The organism is Flavobacterium beibuense F44-8 (genome assembly GCF_000769915.1).
GTDB classification, from domain to species: Bacteria; Bacteroidota; Bacteroidia; order Flavobacteriales; family Flavobacteriaceae; genus Flavobacterium; species Flavobacterium beibuense.
In genome coordinates, this window is sequence record NZ_JRLV01000003.1 from 18,326 (window position 1) to 41,900 (window position 23,575).

29 protein-coding genes and 1 other RNA gene are annotated in these 23,575 nt (G+C 36.1%); 16 read left to right on the forward strand and 14 right to left on the reverse strand.

The genetic code is table 11. The features are described from left to right. Positions 1–19: 19 nt before the first annotated feature. Together Q763_RS02130 and Q763_RS02135 are read right to left on the reverse strand one after the other, a co-directional pair. Positions 20–316, reverse strand: a complete 297-nt coding sequence (locus Q763_RS02130) for a putative quinol monooxygenase (RefSeq protein ID WP_035130744.1) — start codon at positions 314–316, stop codon at positions 20–22. Between the two features lie 59 nt (positions 317–375). Beyond that, positions 376–1,203 (reverse strand): SAM hydrolase/SAM-dependent halogenase family protein, encoded by an 828-nt coding sequence (locus tag Q763_RS02135; RefSeq protein ID WP_035130746.1) that lies wholly within the window; start codon positions 1,201–1,203, stop codon positions 376–378. Positions 1,204–1,307: 104 nt separating this feature from the next. Between Q763_RS02135 and Q763_RS02140 the strand changes: the two genes are divergently transcribed. The 5 genes from Q763_RS02140 to Q763_RS02160 all read left to right on the forward strand — a co-directional run bounded on the left by Q763_RS02140 (position 1,308) and on the right by Q763_RS02160 (position 4,761). After that, positions 1,308–2,255 (forward strand): PhoH family protein, encoded by a 948-nt coding sequence (locus Q763_RS02140; protein WP_035130748.1) that lies wholly within the window; start codon positions 1,308–1,310, stop codon positions 2,253–2,255. A gap of 65 nt (positions 2,256–2,320) precedes the next feature. Beyond that, positions 2,321–2,752 carry a hypothetical protein gene (locus Q763_RS02145; protein ID WP_035130750.1) on the forward strand — a complete coding sequence of 144 codons (432 nt, stop codon included), beginning with the start codon at positions 2,321–2,323 and terminating at the stop codon, positions 2,750–2,752. A 45-nt stretch (positions 2,753–2,797) separates the two neighbouring features. Then, positions 2,798–3,196, forward strand: a complete 399-nt coding sequence (locus Q763_RS02150; RefSeq protein WP_035130752.1) for a hypothetical protein — start codon at positions 2,798–2,800, stop codon at positions 3,194–3,196. Between the two features lie 51 nt (positions 3,197–3,247). Next, the gene (locus Q763_RS02155; protein WP_035130755.1) at positions 3,248–4,195 is read left to right on the forward strand and encodes a phosphoribosylaminoimidazolesuccinocarboxamide synthase; all 948 of its coding nucleotides are present in this window, start codon (positions 3,248–3,250) and stop codon (positions 4,193–4,195) included. 182 nt (positions 4,196–4,377) lie between these two features. After that, positions 4,378–4,761 carry an ankyrin repeat domain-containing protein gene (locus Q763_RS02160; protein ID WP_035130757.1) on the forward strand — a complete coding sequence of 128 codons (384 nt, stop codon included), beginning with the start codon at positions 4,378–4,380 and terminating at the stop codon, positions 4,759–4,761. A gap of 53 nt (positions 4,762–4,814) precedes the next feature. On the opposite strand, the gene Q763_RS02165 is transcribed toward Q763_RS02160, so the two are convergent. After that, entirely contained in the window at positions 4,815–5,903 is a 1,089-nt protein-coding gene (locus tag Q763_RS02165; RefSeq protein ID WP_035130759.1) for a M42 family metallopeptidase, read from the reverse strand. Between the two features lie 79 nt (positions 5,904–5,982). Here Q763_RS02165 and Q763_RS02170 point away from each other — a divergent pair, with 79 nt between their 5' ends. Both Q763_RS02170 and Q763_RS02175 read left to right on the forward strand, forming a co-directional pair. Beyond that, a complete protein-coding gene (locus Q763_RS02170) occupies positions 5,983–6,660 on the forward strand; it encodes a DUF4294 domain-containing protein (protein ID WP_035130760.1) in 678 nt (225 codons plus the stop codon). Positions 6,661–6,738: 78 nt separating this feature from the next. Further along, entirely contained in the window at positions 6,739–7,071 is a 333-nt protein-coding gene (locus Q763_RS02175) for a hypothetical protein (protein ID WP_035130762.1), read from the forward strand. On the opposite strand, the gene Q763_RS02180 is transcribed toward Q763_RS02175, so the two are convergent. Next, on the reverse strand, positions 7,068–7,484 hold the full coding sequence (locus Q763_RS02180) for a hypothetical protein (protein ID WP_035130764.1): 417 nt from the start codon (positions 7,482–7,484) through the stop codon (positions 7,068–7,070). The two genes, Q763_RS02175 and Q763_RS02180, sit on opposite strands and share 4 nt — an antisense overlap. A gap of 16 nt (positions 7,485–7,500) precedes the next feature. Between Q763_RS02180 and Q763_RS17885 the strand changes: the two genes are divergently transcribed. After that, a complete protein-coding gene (locus Q763_RS17885; RefSeq protein ID WP_198133431.1) occupies positions 7,501–7,671 on the forward strand; it encodes a hypothetical protein in 171 nt (56 codons plus the stop codon). An 82-nt stretch (positions 7,672–7,753) separates the two neighbouring features. Here the strand turns inward: Q763_RS17885 and dnaX are convergent, their stop codons facing one another. From dnaX to Q763_RS02195, 3 genes are all read right to left on the reverse strand, one after another. Continuing rightward, positions 7,754–8,839 (reverse strand): DNA polymerase III subunit gamma/tau, encoded by a 1,086-nt coding sequence (gene dnaX, locus Q763_RS02185; protein ID WP_035130766.1) that lies wholly within the window; start codon positions 8,837–8,839, stop codon positions 7,754–7,756. 84 nt (positions 8,840–8,923) lie between these two features. Further along, positions 8,924–10,018, reverse strand: coding sequence for a DNA topoisomerase IB (locus Q763_RS02190; protein ID WP_052123196.1), 1,095 nt, complete (start codon positions 10,016–10,018; stop codon positions 8,924–8,926). Continuing rightward, complete coding sequence (locus Q763_RS02195; RefSeq protein ID WP_035130770.1) at positions 9,984–10,313, reverse strand: hypothetical protein; 330 nt, start codon at positions 10,311–10,313, stop codon at positions 9,984–9,986. The genes Q763_RS02190 and Q763_RS02195 overlap by 35 nt, the downstream gene beginning before the upstream one ends. Before the next feature lie 176 nt (positions 10,314–10,489). Between Q763_RS02195 and rnpB the strand changes: the two genes are divergently transcribed. Beyond that, positions 10,490–10,799, forward strand: an RNA gene (rnpB, locus tag Q763_RS17340) — RNase P RNA component class A. Between the two features lie 3 nt (positions 10,800–10,802). Here the strand turns inward: rnpB and Q763_RS02200 are convergent. Genes Q763_RS02200 through Q763_RS02210 form a run of 3 tightly spaced genes read right to left on the reverse strand, consistent with a single transcriptional unit; the run spans position 10,803 to position 12,794 of the window. After that, positions 10,803–11,351 carry a DUF3575 domain-containing protein gene (locus Q763_RS02200; RefSeq protein WP_035130771.1) on the reverse strand — a complete coding sequence of 183 codons (549 nt, stop codon included), beginning with the start codon at positions 11,349–11,351 and terminating at the stop codon, positions 10,803–10,805. Between the two features lie 55 nt (positions 11,352–11,406). Next, on the reverse strand, positions 11,407–11,994 hold the full coding sequence (rsmD, locus tag Q763_RS02205) for a 16S rRNA (guanine(966)-N(2))-methyltransferase RsmD (protein WP_035130772.1): 588 nt from the start codon (positions 11,992–11,994) through the stop codon (positions 11,407–11,409). Beyond that, entirely contained in the window at positions 11,991–12,794 is an 804-nt protein-coding gene (locus Q763_RS02210; RefSeq protein WP_035130774.1) for a DUF3822 family protein, read from the reverse strand. The genes rsmD and Q763_RS02210 overlap by 4 nt, the downstream gene beginning before the upstream one ends. A gap of 114 nt (positions 12,795–12,908) precedes the next feature. Between Q763_RS02210 and Q763_RS02215 the strand changes: the two genes are divergently transcribed. Both Q763_RS02215 and kdsB read left to right on the forward strand, forming a co-directional pair. Beyond that, positions 12,909–14,330, forward strand: coding sequence for an ATP-dependent DNA helicase (locus Q763_RS02215; RefSeq protein ID WP_035130776.1), 1,422 nt, complete (start codon positions 12,909–12,911; stop codon positions 14,328–14,330). 20 nt (positions 14,331–14,350) lie between these two features. Then, positions 14,351–15,079, forward strand: coding sequence for a 3-deoxy-manno-octulosonate cytidylyltransferase (kdsB, locus tag Q763_RS02220; protein WP_035130778.1), 729 nt, complete (start codon positions 14,351–14,353; stop codon positions 15,077–15,079). Here kdsB and Q763_RS02225 read toward each other — a convergent pair. Continuing rightward, complete coding sequence (locus Q763_RS02225; protein WP_035130780.1) at positions 15,076–15,795, reverse strand: phytanoyl-CoA dioxygenase family protein; 720 nt, start codon at positions 15,793–15,795, stop codon at positions 15,076–15,078. The two genes, kdsB and Q763_RS02225, sit on opposite strands and share 4 nt — an antisense overlap. A gap of 4 nt (positions 15,796–15,799) precedes the next feature. Then, on the reverse strand, positions 15,800–16,462 hold the full coding sequence (locus Q763_RS02230) for a spermidine synthase (RefSeq protein WP_035130782.1): 663 nt from the start codon (positions 16,460–16,462) through the stop codon (positions 15,800–15,802). A 60-nt stretch (positions 16,463–16,522) separates the two neighbouring features. Here Q763_RS02230 and Q763_RS02235 point away from each other — a divergent pair, with 60 nt between their 5' ends. Next, complete coding sequence (locus Q763_RS02235; RefSeq protein ID WP_035130784.1) at positions 16,523–17,074, forward strand: 1-acyl-sn-glycerol-3-phosphate acyltransferase; 552 nt, start codon at positions 16,523–16,525, stop codon at positions 17,072–17,074. 185 nt (positions 17,075–17,259) lie between these two features. Here Q763_RS02235 and Q763_RS17670 read toward each other — a convergent pair whose 3' ends face one another. Further along, positions 17,260–17,805 carry a helix-turn-helix domain-containing protein gene (locus Q763_RS17670; RefSeq protein ID WP_035130786.1) on the reverse strand — a complete coding sequence of 182 codons (546 nt, stop codon included), beginning with the start codon at positions 17,803–17,805 and terminating at the stop codon, positions 17,260–17,262. Positions 17,806–18,083: 278 nt separating this feature from the next. Here Q763_RS17670 and Q763_RS02245 point away from each other — a divergent pair, with 278 nt between their 5' ends. The 4 genes from Q763_RS02245 to Q763_RS02260 all read left to right on the forward strand — a co-directional run bounded on the left by Q763_RS02245 (position 18,084) and on the right by Q763_RS02260 (position 23,015). Beyond that, positions 18,084–19,250 (forward strand): M14 family metallopeptidase, encoded by a 1,167-nt coding sequence (locus Q763_RS02245; protein WP_316931449.1) that lies wholly within the window; start codon positions 18,084–18,086, stop codon positions 19,248–19,250. 91 nt (positions 19,251–19,341) lie between these two features. Further along, positions 19,342–19,821, forward strand: a complete 480-nt coding sequence (locus Q763_RS02250) for an Lrp/AsnC family transcriptional regulator (protein ID WP_035130789.1) — start codon at positions 19,342–19,344, stop codon at positions 19,819–19,821. Between the two features lie 80 nt (positions 19,822–19,901). Next, positions 19,902–22,484, forward strand: coding sequence for a phosphoenolpyruvate carboxylase (locus tag Q763_RS02255; RefSeq protein ID WP_035130790.1), 2,583 nt, complete (start codon positions 19,902–19,904; stop codon positions 22,482–22,484). A 9-nt stretch (positions 22,485–22,493) separates the two neighbouring features. Beyond that, a complete protein-coding gene (locus tag Q763_RS02260; protein ID WP_035130791.1) occupies positions 22,494–23,015 on the forward strand; it encodes a DinB family protein in 522 nt (173 codons plus the stop codon). A gap of 23 nt (positions 23,016–23,038) precedes the next feature. Here the strand turns inward: Q763_RS02260 and Q763_RS02265 are convergent, their stop codons facing one another. Continuing rightward, a complete protein-coding gene (locus Q763_RS02265; protein WP_035130792.1) occupies positions 23,039–23,539 on the reverse strand; it encodes a hypothetical protein in 501 nt (166 codons plus the stop codon). Positions 23,540–23,575 lie beyond the last annotated feature (36 nt).

Below are 23,575 nucleotides of genomic sequence, written 5' to 3' on the forward strand. Positions count from 1 at the left end.
TTAACAGTTATTAATGTTTTTATGGTAAACTAACTACTTTGTCTACACTCCAGGCCTCAGGCCTGTCTTTAAACAGTTTTTTGGTAAACGACCATACCTCTTCAAACAAATCAGAGTTACGGTAGTTCTCTAAATCTTCTTCGGTTTCCCAATAGCTGTAGGTAAAAAATACCGAAGGATCTTTTTTATCCCTGTATAGTTCTAAAAAACGGTTTCCGGGATAATTTCGTATGTGTTGTTTGAATTCATGGAAGTTATTTAGAAATATATCCACTTTATCTTCCTGAAAGCTCATTTTTACAATCCGTACAAACATACTGTTTTTTAAATTTTATTGTTATTGTATTCGTGTAATTATTATTGATTTGCCTAAAACTATTTAAATACCACATTTATCACGTCCCTAAACTTAAGTCCAAGTAGTGTGCGGGCGGTACCTACAGTTAGCGGGTTACTCCTGTATATGGCTATTTCAAGGTAACCAGCTTCGTTAAAAATAGCCAGCTTTTCACCCTCATAATCTTTTAGAGAAAACTTCTCGTTTACAGCAAAATCAGAGTATCCTGATTTAACAGCTTTAATGGTTTTGGTACTAAAGGTTATTTCGAAGTTTCTGCCTTTGGCAACTTCCTTAACCAGTTTTTGAGAAATGTTAGTAACACAGTTACCAAAATGGTCTATATATACTACATATCCTTTAATGGAGTTTTTATCGCTGGCAACAACAGCTTTAAGTTCATTAGTTTCCTTTAGCGACTGTATTTCCCTGCCAATAACACTTAGGGATCCGCCTTTTGCCAGGTGGCAGGCCACAGTTACAAACACATCCATAGCTGTACTGCCACTAGGGAGACGGTCGTGAATGTTTATTTCAACAATTCGCTGTGGTACTACTTTTCGGGTAAGGATGCTTAAAATCCCATTATCGGCACAAATAAAGTAATGGTCGTTCCATTGCATGGCTATGTGCTTGTTTTCTTTGGTAAGTTCGGCATCTACACCAATAAGGTGAACCGTACCTTTTGGAAAACTGTTGTAAGCAGCACCAATTACATAACTGGCTTCCGATACATTAAACAGGTCTATGTGGTGGGAAATGTCTACAATGCGGGCCTCTGCATAATCAGATATAATTTTCCCTTTCAAAGCGCCCACAAAATGGTCTTTGATGCCAAAGTCGGTAGTAAGGGTAATTATTGACATAAAATTGTGCAAAAGTTTTAAATAAGCGATTTCAAAAATTCACTAAATTTGATTGCAAAGCTAATAATTATATAGCTATCATTCTTAATTAAAAATAACTGCTTTTGAACGAAAGAATAATTGAACTTGTAGACATCGCTCCAAAAGATTTTTGGGGCGCACAGGACTCCCACCTGGAAACTATTAAAAAATACTACCCCAAATTAAAAATCGTAGCAAGGGGTACTACACTTAAAGCCTTTGGAGAAAAGGAAATACTTGATGAGTTTGAAAAGCGGTTTAAAAGGCTAATGCTACATTTTACACGCTACAATAACATAGATGATAATGTTATAGAAAGGGTAATACAAAGCGACTCCCAAACCGAAATTATGGATCCCAGCGATAAAATACTGGTACATGGTGTAGGAGGGAAGCTTATTAAGGCTATTACCCCAAACCAGCAAAAGCTGGTAGATTCGATGTATAAGAATGATATGGTGTTTGCCGTAGGGCCTGCCGGTACAGGTAAAACCTATACAGGTGTTGCTCTTGCCGTAAAAGCACTGAAAGAGAAACAGGTTAAGCGTATCATACTAACACGCCCGGCCGTTGAGGCAGGTGAAAACCTTGGTTTCCTACCGGGGGATATGAAGGAAAAACTGGATCCTTATATGCAGCCGTTGTATGATGCCCTTCGTGATATGATTCCGCATGAAAAGCTTGAAGATTATATCCTTAAGGGAATTATCCAGATAGCGCCACTTGCTTTTATGAGGGGGCGTACGCTTGATAATGCTTTCGTGATACTTGATGAGGCACAAAATACTACCCATTCGCAAATGAAGATGTTCCTTACCCGCATGGGGCGTAACGCTAAGTTTATGATTACAGGCGACCCGGGACAGGTAGATTTACCACGCAGAACCACATCCGGACTTAAAGAGGCGCTTTTAATTCTTAAAAATGTAGATGGTGTGGGGATTTTATATCTGGATGATAAGGATATTGTTCGCCACAAACTGGTTAAGAAAATTATTGATGCTTATAAAAGCATAGAGAACCACGATTAAAGTTAAAAACTAATAACCAATAATGCCCTTTGGTAACCAACCAGAGGGCATTATATTTATTTACAATGAATTTTACCAAGCCAAAAACATTTGTATTAAGTATAGTAGCGATTTTAATTACATTACCTATAGCATCATTACTGTTTTTTTTAGTATATAGCAAGGGTTTAGGTTCAGTAGGGACTTATGGAGTTAACAAAACTGTAGGATGGGGTTGGGATATTACAAATTATGCTCCATATATAGGAGCATTTGTTATGGTTTTATGTCTGTTGGGTTACGGCGTTATGTGGAGATTAAAATTTAAAGTAAATAAAGTAATAAGCCTTATTAATCTTGTTAGCCTGATAGCAGCTTTATTATTAGGTTCAACCACTATGATTATAATGTCGCGTTATCCTGAACTTATTTTATCTTTTATTGCTTTTGTAATGCTCATTGTTAATTTAGCTGTTGGGAAAAGATTAAAAACAGATATTAACGAGCAAAATTCATAATATTTAAATGCCTTATTTTTTACATTTTTAATTTTTAAACATTAAATGATTGATTTTGAAAAGCCAAGAAATTCATTTCTTTTTACTTTGCTATTAATACTATTTACCATTACTTATGCTGTTTTTGATGACAGATGGGGAAATTTTGGCATAAATAAAACTGTTGGTAATGCATGGGATTTAAATTTTACCAGCATAATACCTGTTTTATCTGTATTAGTTTTACTTATTTCTTTTCTCAGTTATGGTATAATGTGGTTTTTTGATTTGAAATTGAATAAAACATTTGCACTTTTTAATTTAGCCTTTCTTATTCCTTCTGTCGGAATGATGGGTAGCGGTCTTCAATTTGGTTATAGTCTATTTGCATTATTAATGCTGGCTATTAATATAGCTTATGGAATAAGGACTAAAAAGTATGATAAAAAGCAAAATTTGCAATAATAAGTTTCTTATTTTTGCAGCTTGTTAAACATGAAATAACACTATAAGGTAATGAACACCATCACGACCACTGATTTCAATTTTCCGGGACAAAAATCGGTTTACCGCGGTAAGGTAAGGGAAGTATATAATATTAACGACGAACTGCTTGTTATGGTTGCGACCGACAGGCTTTCGGCTTTTGATGTGGTTATGCCAAAAGGTATACCGTACAAAGGACAGATACTTAACCAGATTGCAACTAAATTTATGCGTCTTACAGAAGATATCGTTCCTAACTGGTTAATTGATACACCAGATCCAAACGTGGCTGTAGGTCATTTATGTGATCCTTTTAAGGTTGAAATGGTTATTCGTGGTTACCTTTCAGGTCATGCTGCCCGCGAATATGCTGCAGGTAAGAGAGTGCTTTGCGGAGTTGAACTTCCGGAAGGACTTAAAGAGAACGATAAATTCCCTACACCAATTATTACTCCTACAACAAAGGCAGATAATGGTGAGCACGATATGGATATTTCCCGCGAAGCTATTTTAGCAAACGGTATTGTAAGCGAGGAAGATTACCTTGTGCTTGAAAAATATACAAGAGATCTTTTCCAGAGAGGTACTGAAATTGCTGCTTCAAGAGGACTTATTTTAGTGGATACCAAATATGAGTTTGGTAAAACTAAAGAAGGGAAAATTGTATTGATTGATGAGATACACACACCGGATTCTTCCCGTTATTTTTATGCCGATGGTTATCAGGAGCGTCAAAATAAAGACGAGGCTCAAAAACAGCTTTCTAAAGAGTTTGTAAGACAGTGGCTTATAGCTAACGGTTTTCAGGGTAAAGATGGTCAGCAAATACCAGAAATGACAGAAGAGTATATCGAGAGCGTTTCTGAAAGATATATTGAGCTTTATGAAAATATCTTGGGAGAGAAATTTGCTAAAGCAGATATTTCTGACATTAACAGTCGAATAGAAAAAAATGTTGTAGCATTTTTAAATAAATAATTTTACGATAAATAATCGTTGAAAGCGTCCTGCCTGTGCGGGACGCTTTTATTTTTGTATGCCTGCATAGTAAGATGATTATTGTTAAAAAAATGTTAAAACAAAAGTAACACTGTAACGTTTAATTGTTTGTGGTCGTCTATTAAAGCAAATCAAATCATCAATTTTAAAAATCAATCATCATGAAAAAAACGATCATTTATTTAGGCTTAGCCATATTTGCATTTAGTAGTGCTGCAATGGCATCAACAACTGTTCAACCTGCATCAGCCGGATTTGAGTTAGTAAAGGAGTATTACTCTGTAACACCACTTTGCAATGCTATTTGTAAAGGGGATGTGGAGACTGTAAAAAAATTCATTGAATACGGTGTAGATGTTAATGAGACATCTAACGGTAAAACACCTTTAATGCTGGCTGCGCGTTATAACAACGTTGAAATTATGAAGTTATTAATCGATAACGGAGCTTACGTAGGCGCTAAAGACGAAAGAGGTCATACAGCTGAAAAATATGCTGAGGCATCTAAAGCCAAAGAAGCACTGGAGTTTCTTAAAAACGCATAATTAATACTTTATGTCCTAAATTAAAAAGCACCTCATTGAGGTGCTTTTTTTTATTATTTGAAGTAAGAGAAAGTCTCTTCGTTTTCAATTTTAAGCAGCGATTCGTAGATCAGTTTAATTACATTTTCTACATCATCACGGTGAACCATTTCTACTGTAGTATGCATATAACGCAAAGGAAGTGAAATCAGTGCAGAAGCTACACCACCGTTACTGTAAGCAAAAGCATCAGTATCTGTACCCGTAACTCTTGATGAAGCCAGTCTTTGGAATGGTATACTGTTATTTTCAGCAGCATCAATTATAAGCTCCCTAAGGTTATTTTGTACAGCAGGAGCATAAGTAATAACCGGACCTTTACCTATTTGAGTTTCACCCTCAATACGCTTATCAATCATTGGGGTTGTACTGTCGTGGCAAACATCGGTTACAATAGCTACATTAGGACGGATGGTTTTGGTAATCATCTCGGCACCTCTTAAACCAACTTCTTCCTGTACAGAGTTTGTTATGTATAATCCAAACGGAAGTTTTTTCTTGTTTTCGTGTAGTAATCTTGCCACTTCGGCAATCATAAAACCACCTATACGGTTATCAATAGCCCTGCAAACAAATTTATTTTCGTTAAGAACCATAAAATCATCAGGGTAAGTAACCACACAGCCTACATGTACTCCAAGTTTTTCAACTTCTTCTTTAGTAGAACATCCAAGATCAATAAATATGTTTTCTATTTTAGGCTGCTCTTCCTTGTCGCGAAGGCGGGTGTGTATTGCCGGCCAACCGAAAACACCTTTTACAATACCTTTTTTAGTGTGTATATTAACACGTTTTGAAGGAGCAATCATGTGGTCAGATCCTCCGTTTCTTATAACATAAATCAGTCCGTTATCCGTTATATAGTTTACATACCATGATATTTCGTCACTGTGGCCTTCAATTACAACTTTGTATTTGGCATCAGGATTGATAATACCTACTGCAGAACCATATGTGTCTGTAATAAAAGTATCAACATAAGGCTTTAGGTATTCCATCCATATTTTCTGGCCACCGGCTTCATATCCGGTAGGGGACGGGTTGTTTAAATATTGTTCTAAAAAGTCTAACGATTTAGCGTTTAGTATAGATTTTTCTGACATACAAATAAATTTTGGCTAAATTACTAATTACATTACAGAGTAACATATAAATGTCTAAATTTGGGATAAATTTTTAATAATGAGAGCACAATTTTCAGTCATATTAGTACTTTTTTCACTTCTTTCAGGCTTTAGTCAGGAGGTTGTTCAGGATACCATTAAAAAAGGTGTTGTGAACCAGGTGGAGAATGATAGTATAACCTTTGAATACGATTTAGAGGAGATGGTTATATCTAATGTGGATGATACAATTAGTGCCGAACAGAAAAAAAGTTTACTGATACTTAAAAGAAGGGTTTTAAAGGTGTATCCCTATGCTAAAATAGCTGCCGACAGGCTTACTATGCTTAATACCAATATGGAGAAGCTAAAAACCGATAAAGAGCGAAAAAAATATGCCAAAATTGTTGAGAATTACCTTGAAAATGAGTTTGAAGACCAGTTAAAAAAACTTTCAAGGAAAGACGGACAAATACTTGTAAAATTAATACACAGGCAAACAGGTGAGTCTACCTTCAATCTTATTAAAGAACATAAAAGCGGTTGGAAGGCTTTTTGGTCCAGTCGTATTGCCAAGATGTTTGATATAGACCTGAAGCGCGAATATAGCCCCGCTACAGTTGCCGAAGATTATTATATTGAAGGCTATTTATTACAGGCTTTTGACTCTCACAGGTTGGCAAAACAGGAACCGGCTTTTGAAATTGATTATGACGCCATAACGCAGCTATGGAAGAATAAAAACAAAGCCAAATAATTAAAAATTAATTAATATGGGCTTTTCTTTTTTTTAAAACTGTAGTATGACCTTTGCACTAAGGAAAAGAAAAAGAAGGTGAAGACAGAACAAATCAATAATTCACAGGAGCTTACCACTCTTTTAAAGGTAAGAGATATTGACACCTCCCGTTTTGAACCTATAGGAGCGGGCTTTTACCATCAGTATGAAGATTGTTTTAATGCTTCGGTAATTTGTATAGACAGGGAAAAACTTAGTAAGGGGAGCCCGTATTTGGTAAAAATAATCCTGGAAGATTTTACAAATGATGAATATCTAGCATTCCGTAAAAAATTTGAAGTGATTATTAATCCGGAGTATAGAAACTATTACAATCTTAATATTGCCGAAGAGTTATTGCAAAGCCAGTTAAGCTGCGAGTTTAATTAAATATCAAGATCAAATGTTTTGCGTAATAAATCCAGAGCAGGATTTATATTTTTAAGTCTTTCATATCGCTCTTCCGGTGTAAACGCATATTTCTTTTCTACGGTCTCGTTTACATGCGTTTCTATGACTATGTCATGATTATGGAGTTTTCCTCTTAAATAGCCTAAAAGTTCTATTTTACTATTGTCAAAGTCAACTTTAGAGCCTTCGTTTGGTAATTCCAGTTTAATGGTAAACCCATCCTCCTGTAATTCAGGATCATTAATCTGCATATAAGTGGCCATAATCTTTTGGCCGGTATCGCTAAGTCGCTGGGCAAATTTATTCCACAAAAGGCGCATGTCGGTTTCATTAAAAGCTTCGGTAGGGAGCTCATCATGATGTCTTTGCATAGCTTTCTGGCTTTCTGCCAAAGCACGTTTTTGCCTTATGCTGTTTAGGGATAATGCCGATACTTTTTCGCTGTTATCAGGTTCCGGTTTAGGCGGAGCTTTAACCACTACAGGGGCTTCAACTTCCAGCTCTTTTGCCGGAAGGGGAGATATGCCTCCTCCTGTTGTTTTGGGCTGTTCCTGTAAGGGTTGTGAGGCTGTGTACTGAGTGTTTGTTTGTTGAGTTTCAGGTACAGTATTCTGTACAGGGGAATTGCCCTTGGCTAAATCTTTAAAATAATGAGGGGGAATTATAAATTTGTCAGCTTTTTTTTTTCTCCATCAAAAGTGATAGAGGCAAGCTGCATCAGGCATAATTCGACCAATAGCCTTTGGTTTTGGCTTGTTTTGTATTTAAGGTCACAATCGTTAGCTATGTCAATAGCCTGTAAAAGGAAGTGCTGTGAAGCCTTTTTAGCCTGCTCACCATACATTTGCTGGGCAACCTCTCCGGCTTCCAGTAAAACAAGCGTAGCAGGGTTTTGACATACTAATAAATCACGGAAGTGAGATGCTAATCCCGCAACAAAGTGATGTCCGTCAAAACCTTTCGTCAGTATATCGTTGTATGCTAATAAAAGCTCCGGTATTTTATTTTCCAGAATAAGGTCGGTCACCTTTATGTAGTACTCATAGTCAAGTACATTAAGGTTTTCGGTAACGGCCTGACGTGTAAGGTTTGTACCGCAGTAACTTACCACACGGTCAAAAATAGACAATGCATCACGCATGGCACCATCAGCCTTTTGAGCAATGATATGCAACGCATCATCCTCAAATGTAATTCCCTGGCTTTTGGCAACTTCTGCAAGATGTTCTTTAGCATCTTTTACAGTAATTCGTTTAAAATCGAATATCTGACAACGGGAAAGTATCGTTGGAATAATTTTATGCTTCTCTGTAGTTGCAAGTATAAAAATAGCATGTCTTGGCGGTTCTTCCAGTGTTTTAAGGAAGGCATTAAATGCCGCCTGAGATAACATGTGAACCTCGTCAATAATATATACTTTATACTTACCTGTTTGTGGTGGTATCCTAACCTGATCTATAAGATTACGTATATCGTCTACCGAGTTGTTTGATGCCGCATCGAGCTCAAAAACATTGAATGCGAAATCTTCGTTAGGATCATCATACCCTTCCTGATTAATTTTACGGGCAAGTATACGAGCACAGGTGGTTTTACCTACACCCCTTGGTCCTGTAAACAGTAAGGCCTGAGCTAAGTGATTGTTATCTATTGCATTTAGCAGTGTATTGGTAATAGCCTGCTGCCCCACAACATCTTTAAAGGTTTGCGGGCGGTATTTTCGGGCTGATACTATAAACTGTTCCATAGAAAAATCTGTGCAACAAATATACTAATTGCAGGGGCAATGGCAAGTTTGTTTAAGCTGTAATTAATTAAAAGTTACTAACATTTAAGCTACCACTTCGGCAATGTTTTCATTAGAAAGGAGTTCCAGTAAGGCTTTTTCTTCTGTGTTAAACGATGTTTCGTTATCGCTTACGGGCTTATAGTTCCATATACTTCCGTTTTCGTATGAAGCGATAACAGTAGGGTGTACATAATACTTTTTACAAACCGAACGTGTGTTTCCCAGTTTTGAAGAAACGCTGTCTAAAACCGATATTATTTTCTTCTTACAGTCGGTTATACTTGTATGTTCGCCTATTTCATGAAAGGAGCATAAAGCATTGAGGCTTCCTGCCCATGCCCTGAAATCTTTTGCGGTAAAATCTTCCCCTGTAATTTCTTTTAGGTAAGCATTCACATCTGCCGAACCTATACTGTGATGCTTTCCGTCATCATCATAGTACTGAAACAGTTCATACCCCGGTATGTCCCTGCATTTTTTTACAAGATTAGCCAACCTGCGGCTTTGTAGTTTTATTTTGTGTTTTACCCCTTTTTTACCTGTAAAATCAAACCATACCGTGGAGCTTTCAAACTTAACATGTTTATCTCTCAGAGTAGTGAGCCCAAAAGATCCGTAAAGTTTTTTATAGGCTTCATTCCCTATTCTTATGTTAGTAAGTTCCAATAGTTTTACCACTAAAGCAACGACCTTTTCATAAGGCATTCCTTTTTTATTCAGGTCGGTTTCTACCTGTTGGCGTATATCAGGAAGGGCAAGGGCAAACCTGCGTAAACGGTAAAATTTGGACTGGTTTCTTATTTTGGTCCATTCGGGGTGGTATCGGTACTGTTTTCTCCCTTTTTTATCATAACCGGTAACCTGTAAATGTCCGTTTTCATAAGGAGAAATCCATACGTTTTCCCAGGCAGGGGGAATAACTAGTTTTTTAATCCTTTGCAGTACATCTTTATCAGAAAGTATATTTCCGCTGTCATCGATATAAAAAAAGCCATTGGTTTTACGTTTTCTGTAATAGCCTTTTTCACTATTAAGCGAATAGCGTAAACCAACGGCTTTTGCGGTAACTTTTGGATCGTTACCTATTTTTTCCAGTTTATTTTTAAGCCTGAGTCTCATTTTCAGCACAGCCTTCATCTCTGCCTTTTATACTTAGGTTATGAAGCATTTTAGCAGCACTTTTTTCGGTATAAGCTCCCTGTGCAGCCACAAACACACCTTTTTCTCCGTCTTTAGACATAATGCCATATACGGTTGCCTCATCGGCAGGGTCGGTTTCCCCTTCATAACGGTATATGTGTTCGATGGAAAAATCTTCACAATGTTGCTTTATACGGTCTTCATCAAGATTAAAGTCGGTTGTAAATCCTTTTTGATATAATTCTTCTAACGCTTTTGAAACTGTCGCGTAATGATACATTTGCCTGTCCATAATTTCTCTTTTATAGTTAATGTTTGTTTTACAATAATAAAATTAAAGATTTACCAACTGCTTCGCTGCCAACGAAGTGTTAAACAAAAACGCTGTATTTATAAAAATTCTTAAATATTTTAGTAGAGGTAAAGACTTTTTATTGAAGGGGTTAAAAAGTTTAAATGTATCTTTGCGCCGCAGGCCGCCTTATCGCTGCGCTTAGGCGTGGAGGAAAGTCCGGACACCGTAGGGCAGCATAGCGGGTAACGCCCGTCATTCTGCTTAGGCAGGAGAGGACAAGTGCAACAGAAAGGATGTACAGGTAATGCTGTAGTGAAATCAGGTAAACTCTATGCGGTGAAATGCCATGTATACCGGCAATTAAGGGCTGCCCACCCAATGCCGGGGGGTAGGCAGATAGACCCCTGTAGTAATACAGGGGCCAGATAAATGATAAGGGTCCCGTAAGGGATACAGAATCCGGCTTACAGGCCTGCTTTTCTTTTTTTAAAGTTGGTAACTAAACATAATACCACCACGGTAAGGTAGCCATTCGCCACTTTTGTTGTAGTTTCTAACATGTTCATAACGGGTATCGGTACCAAGGTAATAGCCTTTGTAGCCTGCCTGCTGGTTACCACCTCCCATAAACATATCTACCATCCATTTGTCATTAATTTTAATTTGATAGCCAATAGTGAAACCAAAAAACAGGGCATACCCTTTTTGGTATTTGTTTGAATTGATGTAATTCCATTTCTGGAGTTCAAATTTACTGGCGCCAAAATGTCCCCCAACATAAAAGCCTTTATAGTTTTCATCAAAATGGTAACGAAATTCAGATATTCCCATTATGGTTTTAAAGGGAGCACCGTTTAATGAGTTCCAGTGAGAACCTAAAACATCAAACTGATAGGTTACTTTTTTAGCCAAACTGGTTTCAATACCAATTTGTGGTATTCCTAAAAGGGTTGTTGGGGCATTAAACTTAAAATAAGTTTGTGAAAATGAATGAGTAACAGTAAGTAAAAGAGCGGATAATAAAATCTTTTTCATTAGCAAAAACGGCCTCTAGGGGAGGCCAAAAATTATAGTGAATATTAAAATTGGATTATTCAATTTCATCGTCTTCTGATATTCCTGTATCTTCAAATTCTTCATTATCAAATTCAAAAAATGTAAATTGTGATGCACCATATTTCTTTTGGAAAGAAAAGTTCATCAAATGGTCCATTTTAGTATGTTTTGAATGCTCAATTATCATCATTCCGTCTTCCTCAAGTAAATCATTTTCAAAAACCAGAGATACGATTTCCTCAAACAGTTTCTGATCCATATCATATGGAGGATCGGCAAAAATCATGTCATACGAAGACTTATTAGTCTTTAAAAACTTAATTACATCGCTTTTTATTGCGGTAATAGGAAAATCAAATTCGGTAGCGGTTTGTTTTATAAACTTAACACAGCCAAAATCACCGTCAACAGAAATTGCACTGTCGGCGCCACGCGAACAAAATTCATAACTTATATTTCCGGTGCCCGAAAAAAGATCAAGTATTCTAAGTCCTTCAAAATCAAAACGATTGTTAAGGATGTTGAATAGTGATTCTTTAGACATATCGGTAGTTGGTCTTACCGGAAGGTTTTTAGGAGCTGTTATTCTGCGTCCTTTGTATTTGCCTGAAATTATTCTCATGAGTTAAACAGTATAAAATGCTTTAGACTTTCTTCTGTGCTTTTGTTCCATCGGTCAGCCAGCATATAAGGGTCAAAAAGCGTGAGGTTCCTTATATACCTGTAAGCAATGCTGTAACAGGGATTATCTTCACTTACCCTACCAAGTAAACAAACTTTTATAAACTCAGGGTTAAGTTGCAGTTGCTCTAATGTAAACAATAAGTAGTATAAAAAGTCTTCGGGTGTATTGTATTCAAACGAGTTGAAAAGCAGTAGTTTTTGGTTTTTTACAACAACAATTTCAAAGTGGGTTGACTGTAAATGCACAAAAACCTGCTTGTCGTCAATGTTTTTTGAGGCGTCCAGTAGTTTTGATACCAGTATACTGTTTGTGTTTTTATACTCAAAAGAGCCATAACGGTCTATAAGGAAGTTGTTTACATCCATGAACGGAACATAAACGTTATTCATGTCGTAATTCTCTATGGTGTCAAATGCAAAAAAATCGGTATCAAAAACCTTTGTATTGTATTGTAAATAGCTACCTAAAAATTCTTCGTCAAAAAGTGCATTGGGAACAAAGGTGTTAAGGCTGTTGTCATGAAGCACCACAATCTCATCATAGTCATTCATTAACTCAGGATGATTAACAAATGTTTTCCAGAGCTGATCTTCCAGTGGTTTTAATACAGAGAAAGCAATGCTATGGTAATCAGTTATTTCCTGGTTTAAGGTGTCAAAACAACAAAAAGACATTTCGCTTTGCGCAATTTGCATGGAAAGTTTTTTATAGTTTTTTGTTGTGATGGTCTCGTTCATTGAGTAATTTTTGATGAGTTACAAATTTACATTCTTTTTTGGTTTAGCACCGGTTACTCGTAAAAATCACCTTATCTTTGAGGTTCATTTTTCAAAAAAGAATTTATTCCATTAATGACTTCAGCCAATTTTTATAAAATACTCCGTCGCCAGTTTCCGTTTAACCCAACTGTAAAGCAGGATGTTTTTTTACAAAAAATAGCAGAATTTATAACTAACAACGATAATGATGAGCTTTTTGTATTAAAAGGGTATGCCGGTACAGGTAAAACAACCATTATAAGTACACTGGTAAACCATTTACAGGAAGCCAATAAAAAATATGTACTGCTGGCACCTACCGGCAGGGCGGCAAAAGTAATTGCCAATTACTCCCAAAAACCGGCCTATACCATACATAAGCGTATTTATTTCCCTAAAAAGGCGAGTGGTGGTGCGATGGGGTTTACCATGCAGCAAAATAAATTTAAGAATGCCATTTTTATTGTAGATGAGGCTTCGATGATATCTGACGTGGCAGCTGAATCAAAAATGTATGAAAACGGCTCTCTGCTGGACGATCTTATCTCGTATGTATACTCGGGTCAAAATTGTAAAATGATTCTAATAGGAGACACCGCACAGCTTCCACCGGTAAATTTAGATATTAGTCCGGCATTAAATATTGATACACTCTCTTTGAACTACCAGAAAGAGGTAGGACAGATAGAGCTGGACGAGGTAATGCGCCAGGAAACCGACTCCGGTATTCTGTATAATGCTACAGAATTAAGAGAAATACTTAAATCGGCCTTTTTTGATACTTTTCAGTTCAAAGTACGCGGATTTAAGGATATTGTACGCCTTGTAGACGGGTATGATATTCAGGATGCGATAGAGAGTGCTTATAGTAATTACAGTATTGAAGACACCGCGTTTATTGTGCGTTCCAATAAAAGAGCTAACCTTTACAACCAGCAAATAAGGGCTAAAATACTTTCGAGAGAAAGCGAACTTTCCACAGGAGATTTCCTCATGGTGGTAAAGAATAATTATTTTTGGCTCAATGAAAAATCAGAAGCAGGGTTTATAGCCAATGGTGATATTATTGAAATTCTGGAAATTTTCAGGATTGAAGAGCTGTATGGTTTTAAATTTGCCAGAGTAAAAGTGCGTATGGTTGATTATGCCAGTCAGCCGCCATTTGAAACGGTACTGCTGTTGGATACCATTACCAGCGAATCGCCATCGCTTACTTATGAGGAGTCTAACAGGCTGTATCAGGAAGTGCAAAAAGATTATGAAGGGGAAAGTAATTATCGTAAATTCATGAAAATAAAAACTAACCCTCATTTTAATGCGCTACAGGTAAAGTTCTCGTATGCCATTACCTGTCACAAATCGCAGGGAGGGCAATGGAATACGGTATTTATAGAACAGCCTTACCTGCCTGAAGGCATAGACAGGGATTATATAAGATGGTTGTATACAGCTGTAACCAGAGCAAAAGATAAACTCTACCTTATAGGGTTTAAGGACGATTATTTTGAAGATTAATACTATATAATATTTTGAATATGAAAATTATAGCAGTAATACCGGCACGATATGCCTCAACTAGATTTCCGGCAAAATTAATGCAGGATCTTGGAGGTAAAACAGTTATTTCCCGCACTTATGAGGCAGCTGTAAAAACAGAACTGTTTGATGATGTTTTTGTAGTGACGGATTCTGATATAATTTTTAAGGAAATTACCGATAATGGCGGTAAGGCCATTATGAGCATTAAAGAGCACGAGAGTGGGAGCGATCGCATTGCCGAAGCTGTTGAGAATCTTGATGTTGATATTGTGGTTAATGTACAGGGAGATGAGCCTTTTATCAACAAAGAACCACTTGCCGATGTGCTTGAAGTGTTTAAAAGTGATGCTGCACGCGAAATTGATCTTGCCTCATTAATGATTGAAATAAACAATTGGGAAGATATAGAAAACCCTAACAATGTGAAGGTTATAGTAGATCAAAAACAGTTTGCATTATATTTTTCACGTTCTGTTATACCATACCCAAGGGATAAGGAGGCGGGAGCCAAATACTACAAACACATTGGTATTTATGCTTTTAGGAAACATGCCCTTATGGATTTTTATAAACTCCCAATGCAAAGCCTTGAGGCTACCGAAAAACTGGAGCAGTTACGTTACCTTGAATATGGTAAAAAAATACGCATGGTAGAAACTACCCATGTAGGTATAGGTATTGATACTCCCGAAGATTTAGAGAAAGCCAGGAAAATGCTGGATTAGTTAACAGTCAGTTTTTCAGCCCATTGAAGTTGAGTTGGCAATTGTAAACTACTGAATTCTATATGGATAACCCTTCTGTTAATGTTGTTTACAGTTCTTGCCGAACTATGCAACAGTAGCGGTTTCATTATCATTATACCCCCTTTTGGTACGTTACAGCTAACCTCAGTTTCTTTGTTCCAGTCAATAGTTTCAGGACGATAAATCTTTTTGAGATGCGATTTTGGGACTACTTTTAATGCTCCGTTATTTTCATCGGTATCATCAAGATGAATACGGATGGTAAAAATATTTTCCAGAACTTCCACAGGAGGCTGTACGGCAAACTGATTTTGCTTTACAGTCCATGGACCGTAATTTTCAATTTCAGCCTTTTGATTTACTGATATGGTTAAATCCTGATGATAGGCCACAAACCAGTTTGAGTTACCGGGTTTATCAAAGTAAATGGATTTAATAGGGAAGTAGTCTTCACCAAAAACACTGTTGATTACATTTTTTAGTTTTTGGTTAAATAGCACTTCGGTTACATTTGGTACTTCCTTTAAAAACTGCCTTATGGCAAAAAGGTCTTTTGATTTTCGGAAGGTAGCACTGTCACTATCGGTACGGTCAATAATTTCTGCAATTTGGTCTATCTCATCCTGTGAGTAAACTGCATCAATTACTGCAAATCCGTTGTTGTTTATTTCTGATTTATATTGTGGAAAATCCATATTACTATCCCAGTTTTTTTATGGTAAAGAGTTCGTTGTGGTCTTCTACTTTTGGGTACATCCTTACCGAGTAATTTTTATTAAAACAGGAGCGGTACGCTTCATTTCGCTCTTTATCTTTTTTTGATAATGTCATGGTATTAAACAGTATAAATCCATTTACATTAAGTAAAAAGTTAATTCGGTTTATAAAAAACTCTTCAAACAAAAAGTTTGGCATAACCGTATCCTGAAAGATATCTATTATTATTAAATCATACTTTTCTTTTGTTTTCAGTACAAACTCAAAAGCATCATCGTTTACAATAGTTGCCCCCGGAGTATCGGCAAGGCCAAAGTAGGTATTTGCTATTTCAATCACTTCAGGATCCAGTTCAACACCCGTTATTTTTCCTTTAAACTGTATCTCATTTACCAGTGTTTTTATTACACTGCCACCCGCTACACCAAGCACTAAAATATTCTCAAAAGCTCTTATTCTTTCAAAACCTATATATTGTAATCCTTTCCTTAAAATACGTTGCAGGCTGCCGTAGGAGTAATTAGTTCTTTTAGAGTCGAGTACAAGCTGTCCGTTATTCCAGGTCACTTCAAGAGTGGTGCTTATACCGGAATTTCGTTTGTAAATATTTATGGGAATAAAGTAACTGAGAAATCTCTTAAACATGGTAATGTGTTTCGTAACTGTAAATATATAGTATTTTTACCCCAGCATTTTTAAATAATTATGAAAAAAATATACCAATTTATATTTTTCAGGCTAATGGGATGGCGCTTAAACGGTTTGATTTCACCCGAGGTTAAAAAGTGCGTAATGATAGTAGTACCACATACCAGCTGGATGGACTTTGTTATTGGAGTATTTGCCAGAGGGAGTATAGGGCTGGAAATGCACTATGTTGCTAAAAAAGAACTATTTGTGTTTCCTTTCGGGGCATGGTTCAGATGGATGGGTGGTGCACCTCTCGACAGGAAAAAGAATGAAAATAAGGTTGAGGCGATAGCAAATATATTTAAAAACCGTGAAGTATTCAGGCTTGCAATAGCTCCCGAAGGGACCAGGAAAAAAGTAGATACTTGGAAAACAGGGTTTTATTATATAGCATTAGCGGCAGAAGTACCCATACTGGCAATTGCTTTTGATTATGGGAAGAAAGAAGTAAAAATAGCTGAACCGTTTTACCCGACAGGGAATAAGGAAGAAGACTTTAAAATACTGGAGTTGCATTATAAAGGAGTAACAGGGTATGTACCCGAAAACAGCTATAAAAATGATTAAGAATAGTTTAACTTAAAATTATACCTGTTTAACATTTAATAGAAGTAATTTTATAATACACCAATAAAAATAATATTAAATAAATTTAAGTAGCCGGGAAGAGACTGCTTTATGGGAGAAAATAAATTTGTGTTTGTTTTATTGGTTAATGAACCCCGTAATTTTTTTTAAATTATGGGGTTTCTTTATTTTCTGGGTTTGTAGTTTTTAAAAGTACCGTCTTTGTAAAAAATAACTACCTGTTCCACATCACTGTTATAATTTACAATTGTATCTATAGGAGGAGCAGGGTTAGCAGGAGTTTCAGTCTTTTCAGGAGCTTGATTCACAACTTCCGTATTCTCCTCAAAATTATTTTTTTCTTCAAATTCTTCATTTTCTGACTGAGGTATATCTGTCTCCGTTTTTTCAGAAAACAAATCACCAACATTATTATTTTCTGTTTGTTGTTCAATGTAAACCGGAGAAGGGGACGGTATGTTTACTTCCGGTGCCGGAGTTTCACTTTTAGGAAATGTACCTTTTCCATTGAGTAACCAATACAAATCTACATCAGGAAAATTATCGGTAACCCTTAATACAAAATCAAGACTGGGTTTATTTCTGCCGGAAAGGAGATGAGATAAACTGGAACGTTGTACCCCAATTTTATCGGCAAATACAGAAGCCGATATATTGTAATAATCAAGTATGTTTTCCAGTCTTTTTATGAAATCATCTGTGTTTATCATTGTAAACAAGTGTTGGTTTTGTAATGTTTTACAAATGTAAACAATACTTTTGAGATACACAAATAGTATATAAATACAGTATAAACATGTCAACCTCTAGTTTATATAATTATATCAAAATATCTGATTTATAATAATTTACAATACTTGATAGGAGTAATGTTAAACATAATTAACACTATAAGTTAAAGGTGTTTACAAATGTAATCTATAAGATTACTTTTTTTGTTTACAATTGTAAAAACTAAGATGTTTACTTTTGTAATCTTAAATAGTTAATGATGGATTTTGAAGGAATTTACAATACTTACTTAAACAACAAACTACACGGCAGGTATATAACAAACGAGGATATAGAGCCAATACTTATTGACTTAAAAACCGATTTTGAAATTGGTACTGTAGGGACATCTGTAATGGGGAAACCTATATATAGTATAAAAGCAGGTAGTGGTAAAATCAAGGTGTTTTTATGGTCGCAAATGCACGGAAATGAGTCAACGACTACAAAGGCGGTGTTCGACTTTTTAAATTTCCTTAAAAGCGATAATGAGGTTGCGTTTACTTTTAGGGAGCATTTTACCTATTATATACTACCTATAGTTAATCCTGACGGTGCTGCCTTGTATACACGCCCTAATGCTAATGAGGTTGATCTTAACAGAGATTCAGTTGGCCTTACGCAACCGGAAAGCAAGGTGCTTAGGCAGGCTTTTGAGGAATTTAAGCCTGATTTTGCTTATAATATGCATGATCAGCGTACTATTTTTGGTTTAGGGGAGAATGGAGATGTAAAACCGGCTACGGTTTCGTTTCTGGCGCCTTCTTATAACGAAGAAAGAGAGATAAACGAACCAAGACAAACGGCTATTAATGTAATAGCGGCTATGAATAATACCCTGCAGCAATTTATACCGGGGCAGGTAGGGCGTTTTGACGACGGATTTAACATTAACTGTATAGGTGATATGTTTATGTCACAGGGGGTTCCTACAATTCTCTTTGAAGCAGGTCATTATCCAAATGACTATTTAAGAGAAAAAACACGAAAATTTATATTTTTCGCAATATTATCAGGATTTTATGCTATTTACGAAAACGTTATAGCTATTAACAAAAGCGAAGAATATTTTAGAATTCCTCAAAATAGAGTAATATTTTTTGATATGATGTATAAAAATGTCAAAATAAATTATGAAAATAAAGAAATAATCACGAATTTTGCATCTCATTACAAAGAAGTACTTATTGATAAATCTGTAATTTTCGAAGCTTTTGTTAAGGAAATAGGGGAACTTGATGATTTTTACGGTCATATAGAGTATGATTGCGAAGGTGAACTTTTCTATAACAGCGATGGTAGTAATTTGCTAAAAAGTGAACAAAAAGCAGACTTTATGATAGGTAAAAACAGAGAATTTGTTAATGGAATAGAAAAAAAATAACAATATTCTTTTTTTATTGAAAATAAATTAATTTTTTTGTAATGCATTTTTAATAAATATATATACCTAAATAATAAAAAAAGTTACGCTTATGAGCAAGTTTCGTTTAGATGAAGTTGATCACCAGATATTAGATATGCTGATTGACAATACAAGGGTTCCTTTTACAGATATTGCTAAAAAATTGCTTATATCTGCCGGTACCGTTCACGTAAGGGTTAAAAAAATGGAAGATGCAGGAATCATCCAGGGTTCTTCTCTTACTTTAGATTACGAAAAACTTGGATATTCATTCATTGCTTATGTTGGTGTATTCCTTCATAACACTTCTCAAACTAAATTTGTTCTTGAGAGAATCAATGAAATACCTTTTGTAACTGTTGCACACGTTACTACAGGTAAGTTTAACATCTTTTGTAAAATAAGAGCAAGAGATACTAAGCACGCTAAAGAAGTAATCTTCATGATTGATGATATTGAAGGAGTTTACAGAACTGAAACTATGATATCACTTGAAGAAAGCATTAACGACAAGAAAAGGTTAATGCATACAATCTTCAAAGATCTGTAAGATTTTTTATAAAAAGTTTATAACCCTTATGTGAATAGCATAAGGGTTTTTTTATTAAATTCAGTGTAAAAATAATAAGCATGTACCCAGCCACAAAAATTGAACGTTTTAAGGAAAATGTGGAGCTTAAATACCAGTTGTTTAACAGTATTTTCATGACACTTCCTTTTGACGACATAGACAATACGGGGGTGTTACTGCCGCTTTTTACAGATGTATGTGAAGAGGGGTTTACCCAAAACAAGAGTCCGCAACAAATATTCGACAGTTTTATTGAAAAATACCAGCAGGATAGTACTGAACAGGAAAAAATAGACCTGATGTTTCGCTTTATACAATATGTAGAGCGACAGGTAGTACTGTTTGACGCTATTGAAGATGCCGCTTTCGTATCCTTACATAATATGGAAGGGACGGGATCTTTAAGAGATATACGGAATAAGGCCGACAATCAGGGCATAATTGATGAACTGAGGAAGTTTTTAGATGAATTCCAAATCAGAACCGTGCTTACGGCACACCCTACACAGTTTTATCCGGGAAATGTACTTGGTATTATAACTGATTTAACCGAGGCTATTAAAAGGAATGATTTGCCTGAAATTAAAACCCTGTTAGCGCAGTTAGGTAAAACACCTTTTATTAAAAAAGAAAAGCCAACTCCGTTTGATGAGGCTGTTAGCCTTATATGGTATCTTGAAAATGTATTTTACAAAACGGCAGGCGAAATGGCTTTCTATATTCAGGATACTATATATAATGGTGAACATCCGGCACATCCGGTTATGTCTTTCGGTTTCTGGCCGGGAGGTGACAGGGACGGTAACCCGTTTGTAACGACCGATATTACCCTTGATGTTGCAGGAAGACTTCGTACCTCTATACTTAAATGTTATTATAATGATATAAGGAGAATGAGGCGTAAGCTAACATTTCCGGGGGTTGAGCCTTTAGTTATAGAAATTGAGCAAAAATTGTATCGTTCGGTTTTCTACTCACAGGGCGAACTGTATATTGATTTAGAAGAGCTAAAAACACTTTTACACGAAATTAAGAACAGGGTAGTTGAACACCATCAGTCCCTGTATCTTGACGAGATTGAAAAGCTTATCAATAAGGTGAATCTTTTCGGATTCCATTTTGCTACTTTAGATATCAGGCAAAACAGCCGTATTCATGATAAAGTAGTACAGGCGGTATTGTCAAATCTGGACAGTCAGAATAATACAAATCTTGCTAATGAGTATAGGGACTTGGATGAAAAAGCTAAGCTTAATGCTTTGTTAAGCTTAAAAGGAAATATTAATACTGAAGATTTTAAAGACGATAATACAAGGTTAACGCTGGAGTCTATACTGGCAATGCGAACCATACAGGAAAGAAACGGAGAACAGGGGGCAAACCGCTATATTATAAGTAATAACGAAAATGCTCATAATGTACTGGAACTGCTTACTCTGTTCGGGCTTTTAGGGTGGGATGAGCCATCGGTAGATATTGTTCCGCTTTTTGAAACGGTAGACGATTTGAAAGAAGCAGGAGAGGCAATGCGAAAATTGTATGAAAACGAAAGGTATGCCACTCATCTTAAAGCCAGAGGTAACAGGCAAACCATTATGCTTGGTTTTTCTGACGGAACTAAAGACGGTGGTTACCTAATGGCAAACTGGAGTATTTATACTGCAAAAGAAAATCTTACCGCTGTAGCCCGTGAATATGGAATCAAAGTGATATTTTTTGACGGTCGTGGCGGACCACCGGCAAGAGGTGGCGGAAAAACCCATAAGTTTTATGCCTCATTGGGTGAATCTATTGAAAACAATGAGATACAGATAACTATACAGGGGCAAACCATAAGTTCTAATTTCGGTACGCTTGATTCGTGTAGGTTTAATTTAGAAAACCTGTTGAGTGCCGGTGTTACAAATGGTGTGTTTAATAAAGATAAGAAGCAACTTACAGCACAGCAGCGCCAAGTGTTTGATGAGCTGGCCAAGCTGAGTTTTGAAAAATATTCAGAATTTAAGGCACACCCTAAGTTTTTGCCGTATCTGGAAAAAATGAGCACGCTTAACTATTACGCGAAAACCAATATAGGTAGTAGGCCTTCAAAAAGAAATAAAACTGCCGAATTGGACTTTAATGATTTGAGGGCTATACCGTTTGTGGGATCTTGGAGCCAGTTAAAGCAAAACGTACCCGGATTTTATGGTGTAGGTTATGCACTTAGTAAAATGGAAAAACACGGTAAATGGAATGAGGTAGAAGACCTGTATGAAAACTCGTTGTTTTTCAGGACACTTATTGAAAACAGTATGATGTCGTTATCCAAATCGTTTTTCCCGTTAACGGCTTATATGAGAGAGGATAAAGAGTTTGGTTCGTTTTGGGATATTATTCACGATGAGTTTTTGGAAACCAACAGGCTGTTGCTTAAAATTTCAGGATTTAATGAATTAATGGAAAATTATCCTGACGGTAAGGCTTCCATTAAAATGAGAGAACATATTGTGTTACCTTTGTTAACCATTCAGCAATATGCCCTGCATAAAATCAGGTTAATGAAAAACGGAGAAGAGAAAGATGATATGCTGGATGTTTATGAAAAAATTGTAACCCGTTCCCTTTTTGGAAATATTAATGCCAGCAGAAACTCTGCCTAAATTTTAAATATGAAAATAACAGAATTATCAAATACTGAGTATGCTCCGTATTGTGAAACCTATTTGCCTAATGTAGACGATACTTATACTTTAACCGAATGGCTTGAAGTAAGTGTTCATGAATTTGTTCATTTTATACAGGATATCCCTATGGATAGACATGGGTACAGGTATGCAGAGGGTAAATGGACCATTAAGGAAATTATTCAGCATGTTATTGATACCGAGCGTATTTTTGCTTACAGGGCATTACGAATTTCCAGAAATGACAAGACTCCGTTACCGGGGTTTGATGAAAATGACTACGTGAGTAATACTGATGCTGAAAACAGAAGCTTGCAGGATATACTTACCGAGTTGGCTTTAGTAAGGCAGTCTTCATTAGTGATGTTTAAGTCTTTTTCTCAGGAACAATTATTGAGAAGGGGTGAAGCTTCCGGTCACGAGGTATCGGTTAGAGCATTAGGTTTTTTAATAACCGCCCATCAGTATCATCATATGAAAGTATTTAAAGAAAGATATTTAGAATAAAAAAAAGCCCGAAAAGGGCTTTTTTACTTACAGTCAACTTTAGATAATTTTTGGGTAGAGGAGGCCTCCTTACTTTTGTATTTCCAAATCCCGTCGTCTCCCTGAACCATCTCGCCATATATTATAGAAACCTGATCTTCACCAAGGGTAAATACCAGTTCTTCTTTGTAATTCATACCTTCAGCCGAATAATTAGCAATGGCGTTGCCGGTTTTTCCGGTAAGAACACCTTTAAAGGTGCTTAGTTTCTTATCTTTTTCGGCAGGTAGCCAGTTAAAAATTCCGCTAACACTATCGCCTTTTCTTTCAATTTCAAATACGATACTATCCCTAATCACTTTATTAGGAGTATATTCAGGTTTACTTTCGGTTACTTGTAAAAAGCACATTTTTTCGTATGTAGGTGTTTCGGCTACATTTTTTTCTGCTTTTTCTTCAGGTATAATAACTTCTTCTTTTGTTTCTTCTTTACAGGAGACAAATAAAGACATAACGGATATAAATACTAATACTGTTTTTTTCATGGTCGTTGAATTTCCACTAAAATAGGATATTGGGCA

Coding starts and splice junctions, on each gene's coding strand:
- Q763_RS02135 (WP_035130746.1), bottom strand. CDS start 1,203: ATGTCAATAATTACCCTTACTACCGACTTTGGCATCAAAGACCATTTT.
- Q763_RS02160 (WP_035130757.1), top strand. CDS start 4,378: ATGAAAAAAACGATCATTTATTTAGGCTTAGCCATATTTGCATTTAGT.
- Q763_RS17885 (WP_198133431.1), top strand. CDS start 7,501: ATGCTGTTTAGGGATAATGCCGATACTTTTTCGCTGTTATCAGGTTCC.
- Q763_RS02235 (WP_035130784.1), top strand. CDS start 16,523: ATGAAAAAAATATACCAATTTATATTTTTCAGGCTAATGGGATGGCGC.
- Q763_RS02245 (WP_316931449.1), top strand. CDS start 18,084: ATGATGGATTTTGAAGGAATTTACAATACTTACTTAAACAACAAACTA.
- Q763_RS02260 (WP_035130791.1), top strand. CDS start 22,494: ATGAAAATAACAGAATTATCAAATACTGAGTATGCTCCGTATTGTGAA.
- Q763_RS02255 (WP_035130790.1), top strand. CDS start 19,902: ATGTACCCAGCCACAAAAATTGAACGTTTTAAGGAAAATGTGGAGCTT.
- Q763_RS02200 (WP_035130771.1), bottom strand. CDS start 11,351: ATGAAAAAGATTTTATTATCCGCTCTTTTACTTACTGTTACTCATTCA.
- Q763_RS02210 (WP_035130774.1), bottom strand. CDS start 12,794: ATGAACGAGACCATCACAACAAAAAACTATAAAAAACTTTCCATGCAA.
- dnaX (WP_035130766.1), bottom strand. CDS start 8,839: ATGGAACAGTTTATAGTATCAGCCCGAAAATACCGCCCGCAAACCTTT.
- kdsB (WP_035130778.1), top strand. CDS start 14,351: ATGAAAATTATAGCAGTAATACCGGCACGATATGCCTCAACTAGATTT.
- Q763_RS02130 (WP_035130744.1), bottom strand. CDS start 316: ATGTTTGTACGGATTGTAAAAATGAGCTTTCAGGAAGATAAAGTGGAT.
- Q763_RS02215 (WP_035130776.1), top strand. CDS start 12,909: ATGACTTCAGCCAATTTTTATAAAATACTCCGTCGCCAGTTTCCGTTT.
- Q763_RS02170 (WP_035130760.1), top strand. CDS start 5,983: ATGAGAGCACAATTTTCAGTCATATTAGTACTTTTTTCACTTCTTTCA.
- Q763_RS02165 (WP_035130759.1), bottom strand. CDS start 5,903: ATGTCAGAAAAATCTATACTAAACGCTAAATCGTTAGACTTTTTAGAA.
- Q763_RS02250 (WP_035130789.1), top strand. CDS start 19,342: ATGAGCAAGTTTCGTTTAGATGAAGTTGATCACCAGATATTAGATATG.
- Q763_RS17670 (WP_035130786.1), bottom strand. CDS start 17,805: ATGATAAACACAGATGATTTCATAAAAAGACTGGAAAACATACTTGAT.
- Q763_RS02155 (WP_035130755.1), top strand. CDS start 3,248: ATGAACACCATCACGACCACTGATTTCAATTTTCCGGGACAAAAATCG.
- Q763_RS02225 (WP_035130780.1), bottom strand. CDS start 15,795: ATGGATTTTCCACAATATAAATCAGAAATAAACAACAACGGATTTGCA.
- rsmD (WP_035130772.1), bottom strand. CDS start 11,994: ATGAGAATAATTTCAGGCAAATACAAAGGACGCAGAATAACAGCTCCT.
- Q763_RS02230 (WP_035130782.1), bottom strand. CDS start 16,462: ATGTTTAAGAGATTTCTCAGTTACTTTATTCCCATAAATATTTACAAA.
- Q763_RS02145 (WP_035130750.1), top strand. CDS start 2,321: ATGAATTTTACCAAGCCAAAAACATTTGTATTAAGTATAGTAGCGATT.
- Q763_RS02195 (WP_035130770.1), bottom strand. CDS start 10,313: ATGGACAGGCAAATGTATCATTACGCGACAGTTTCAAAAGCGTTAGAA.
- Q763_RS02150 (WP_035130752.1), top strand. CDS start 2,798: ATGATTGATTTTGAAAAGCCAAGAAATTCATTTCTTTTTACTTTGCTA.
- Q763_RS02190 (WP_052123196.1), bottom strand. CDS start 10,018: ATGAAGGCTGTGCTGAAAATGAGACTCAGGCTTAAAAATAAACTGGAA.
- Q763_RS02265 (WP_035130792.1), bottom strand. CDS start 23,539: ATGAAAAAAACAGTATTAGTATTTATATCCGTTATGTCTTTATTTGTC.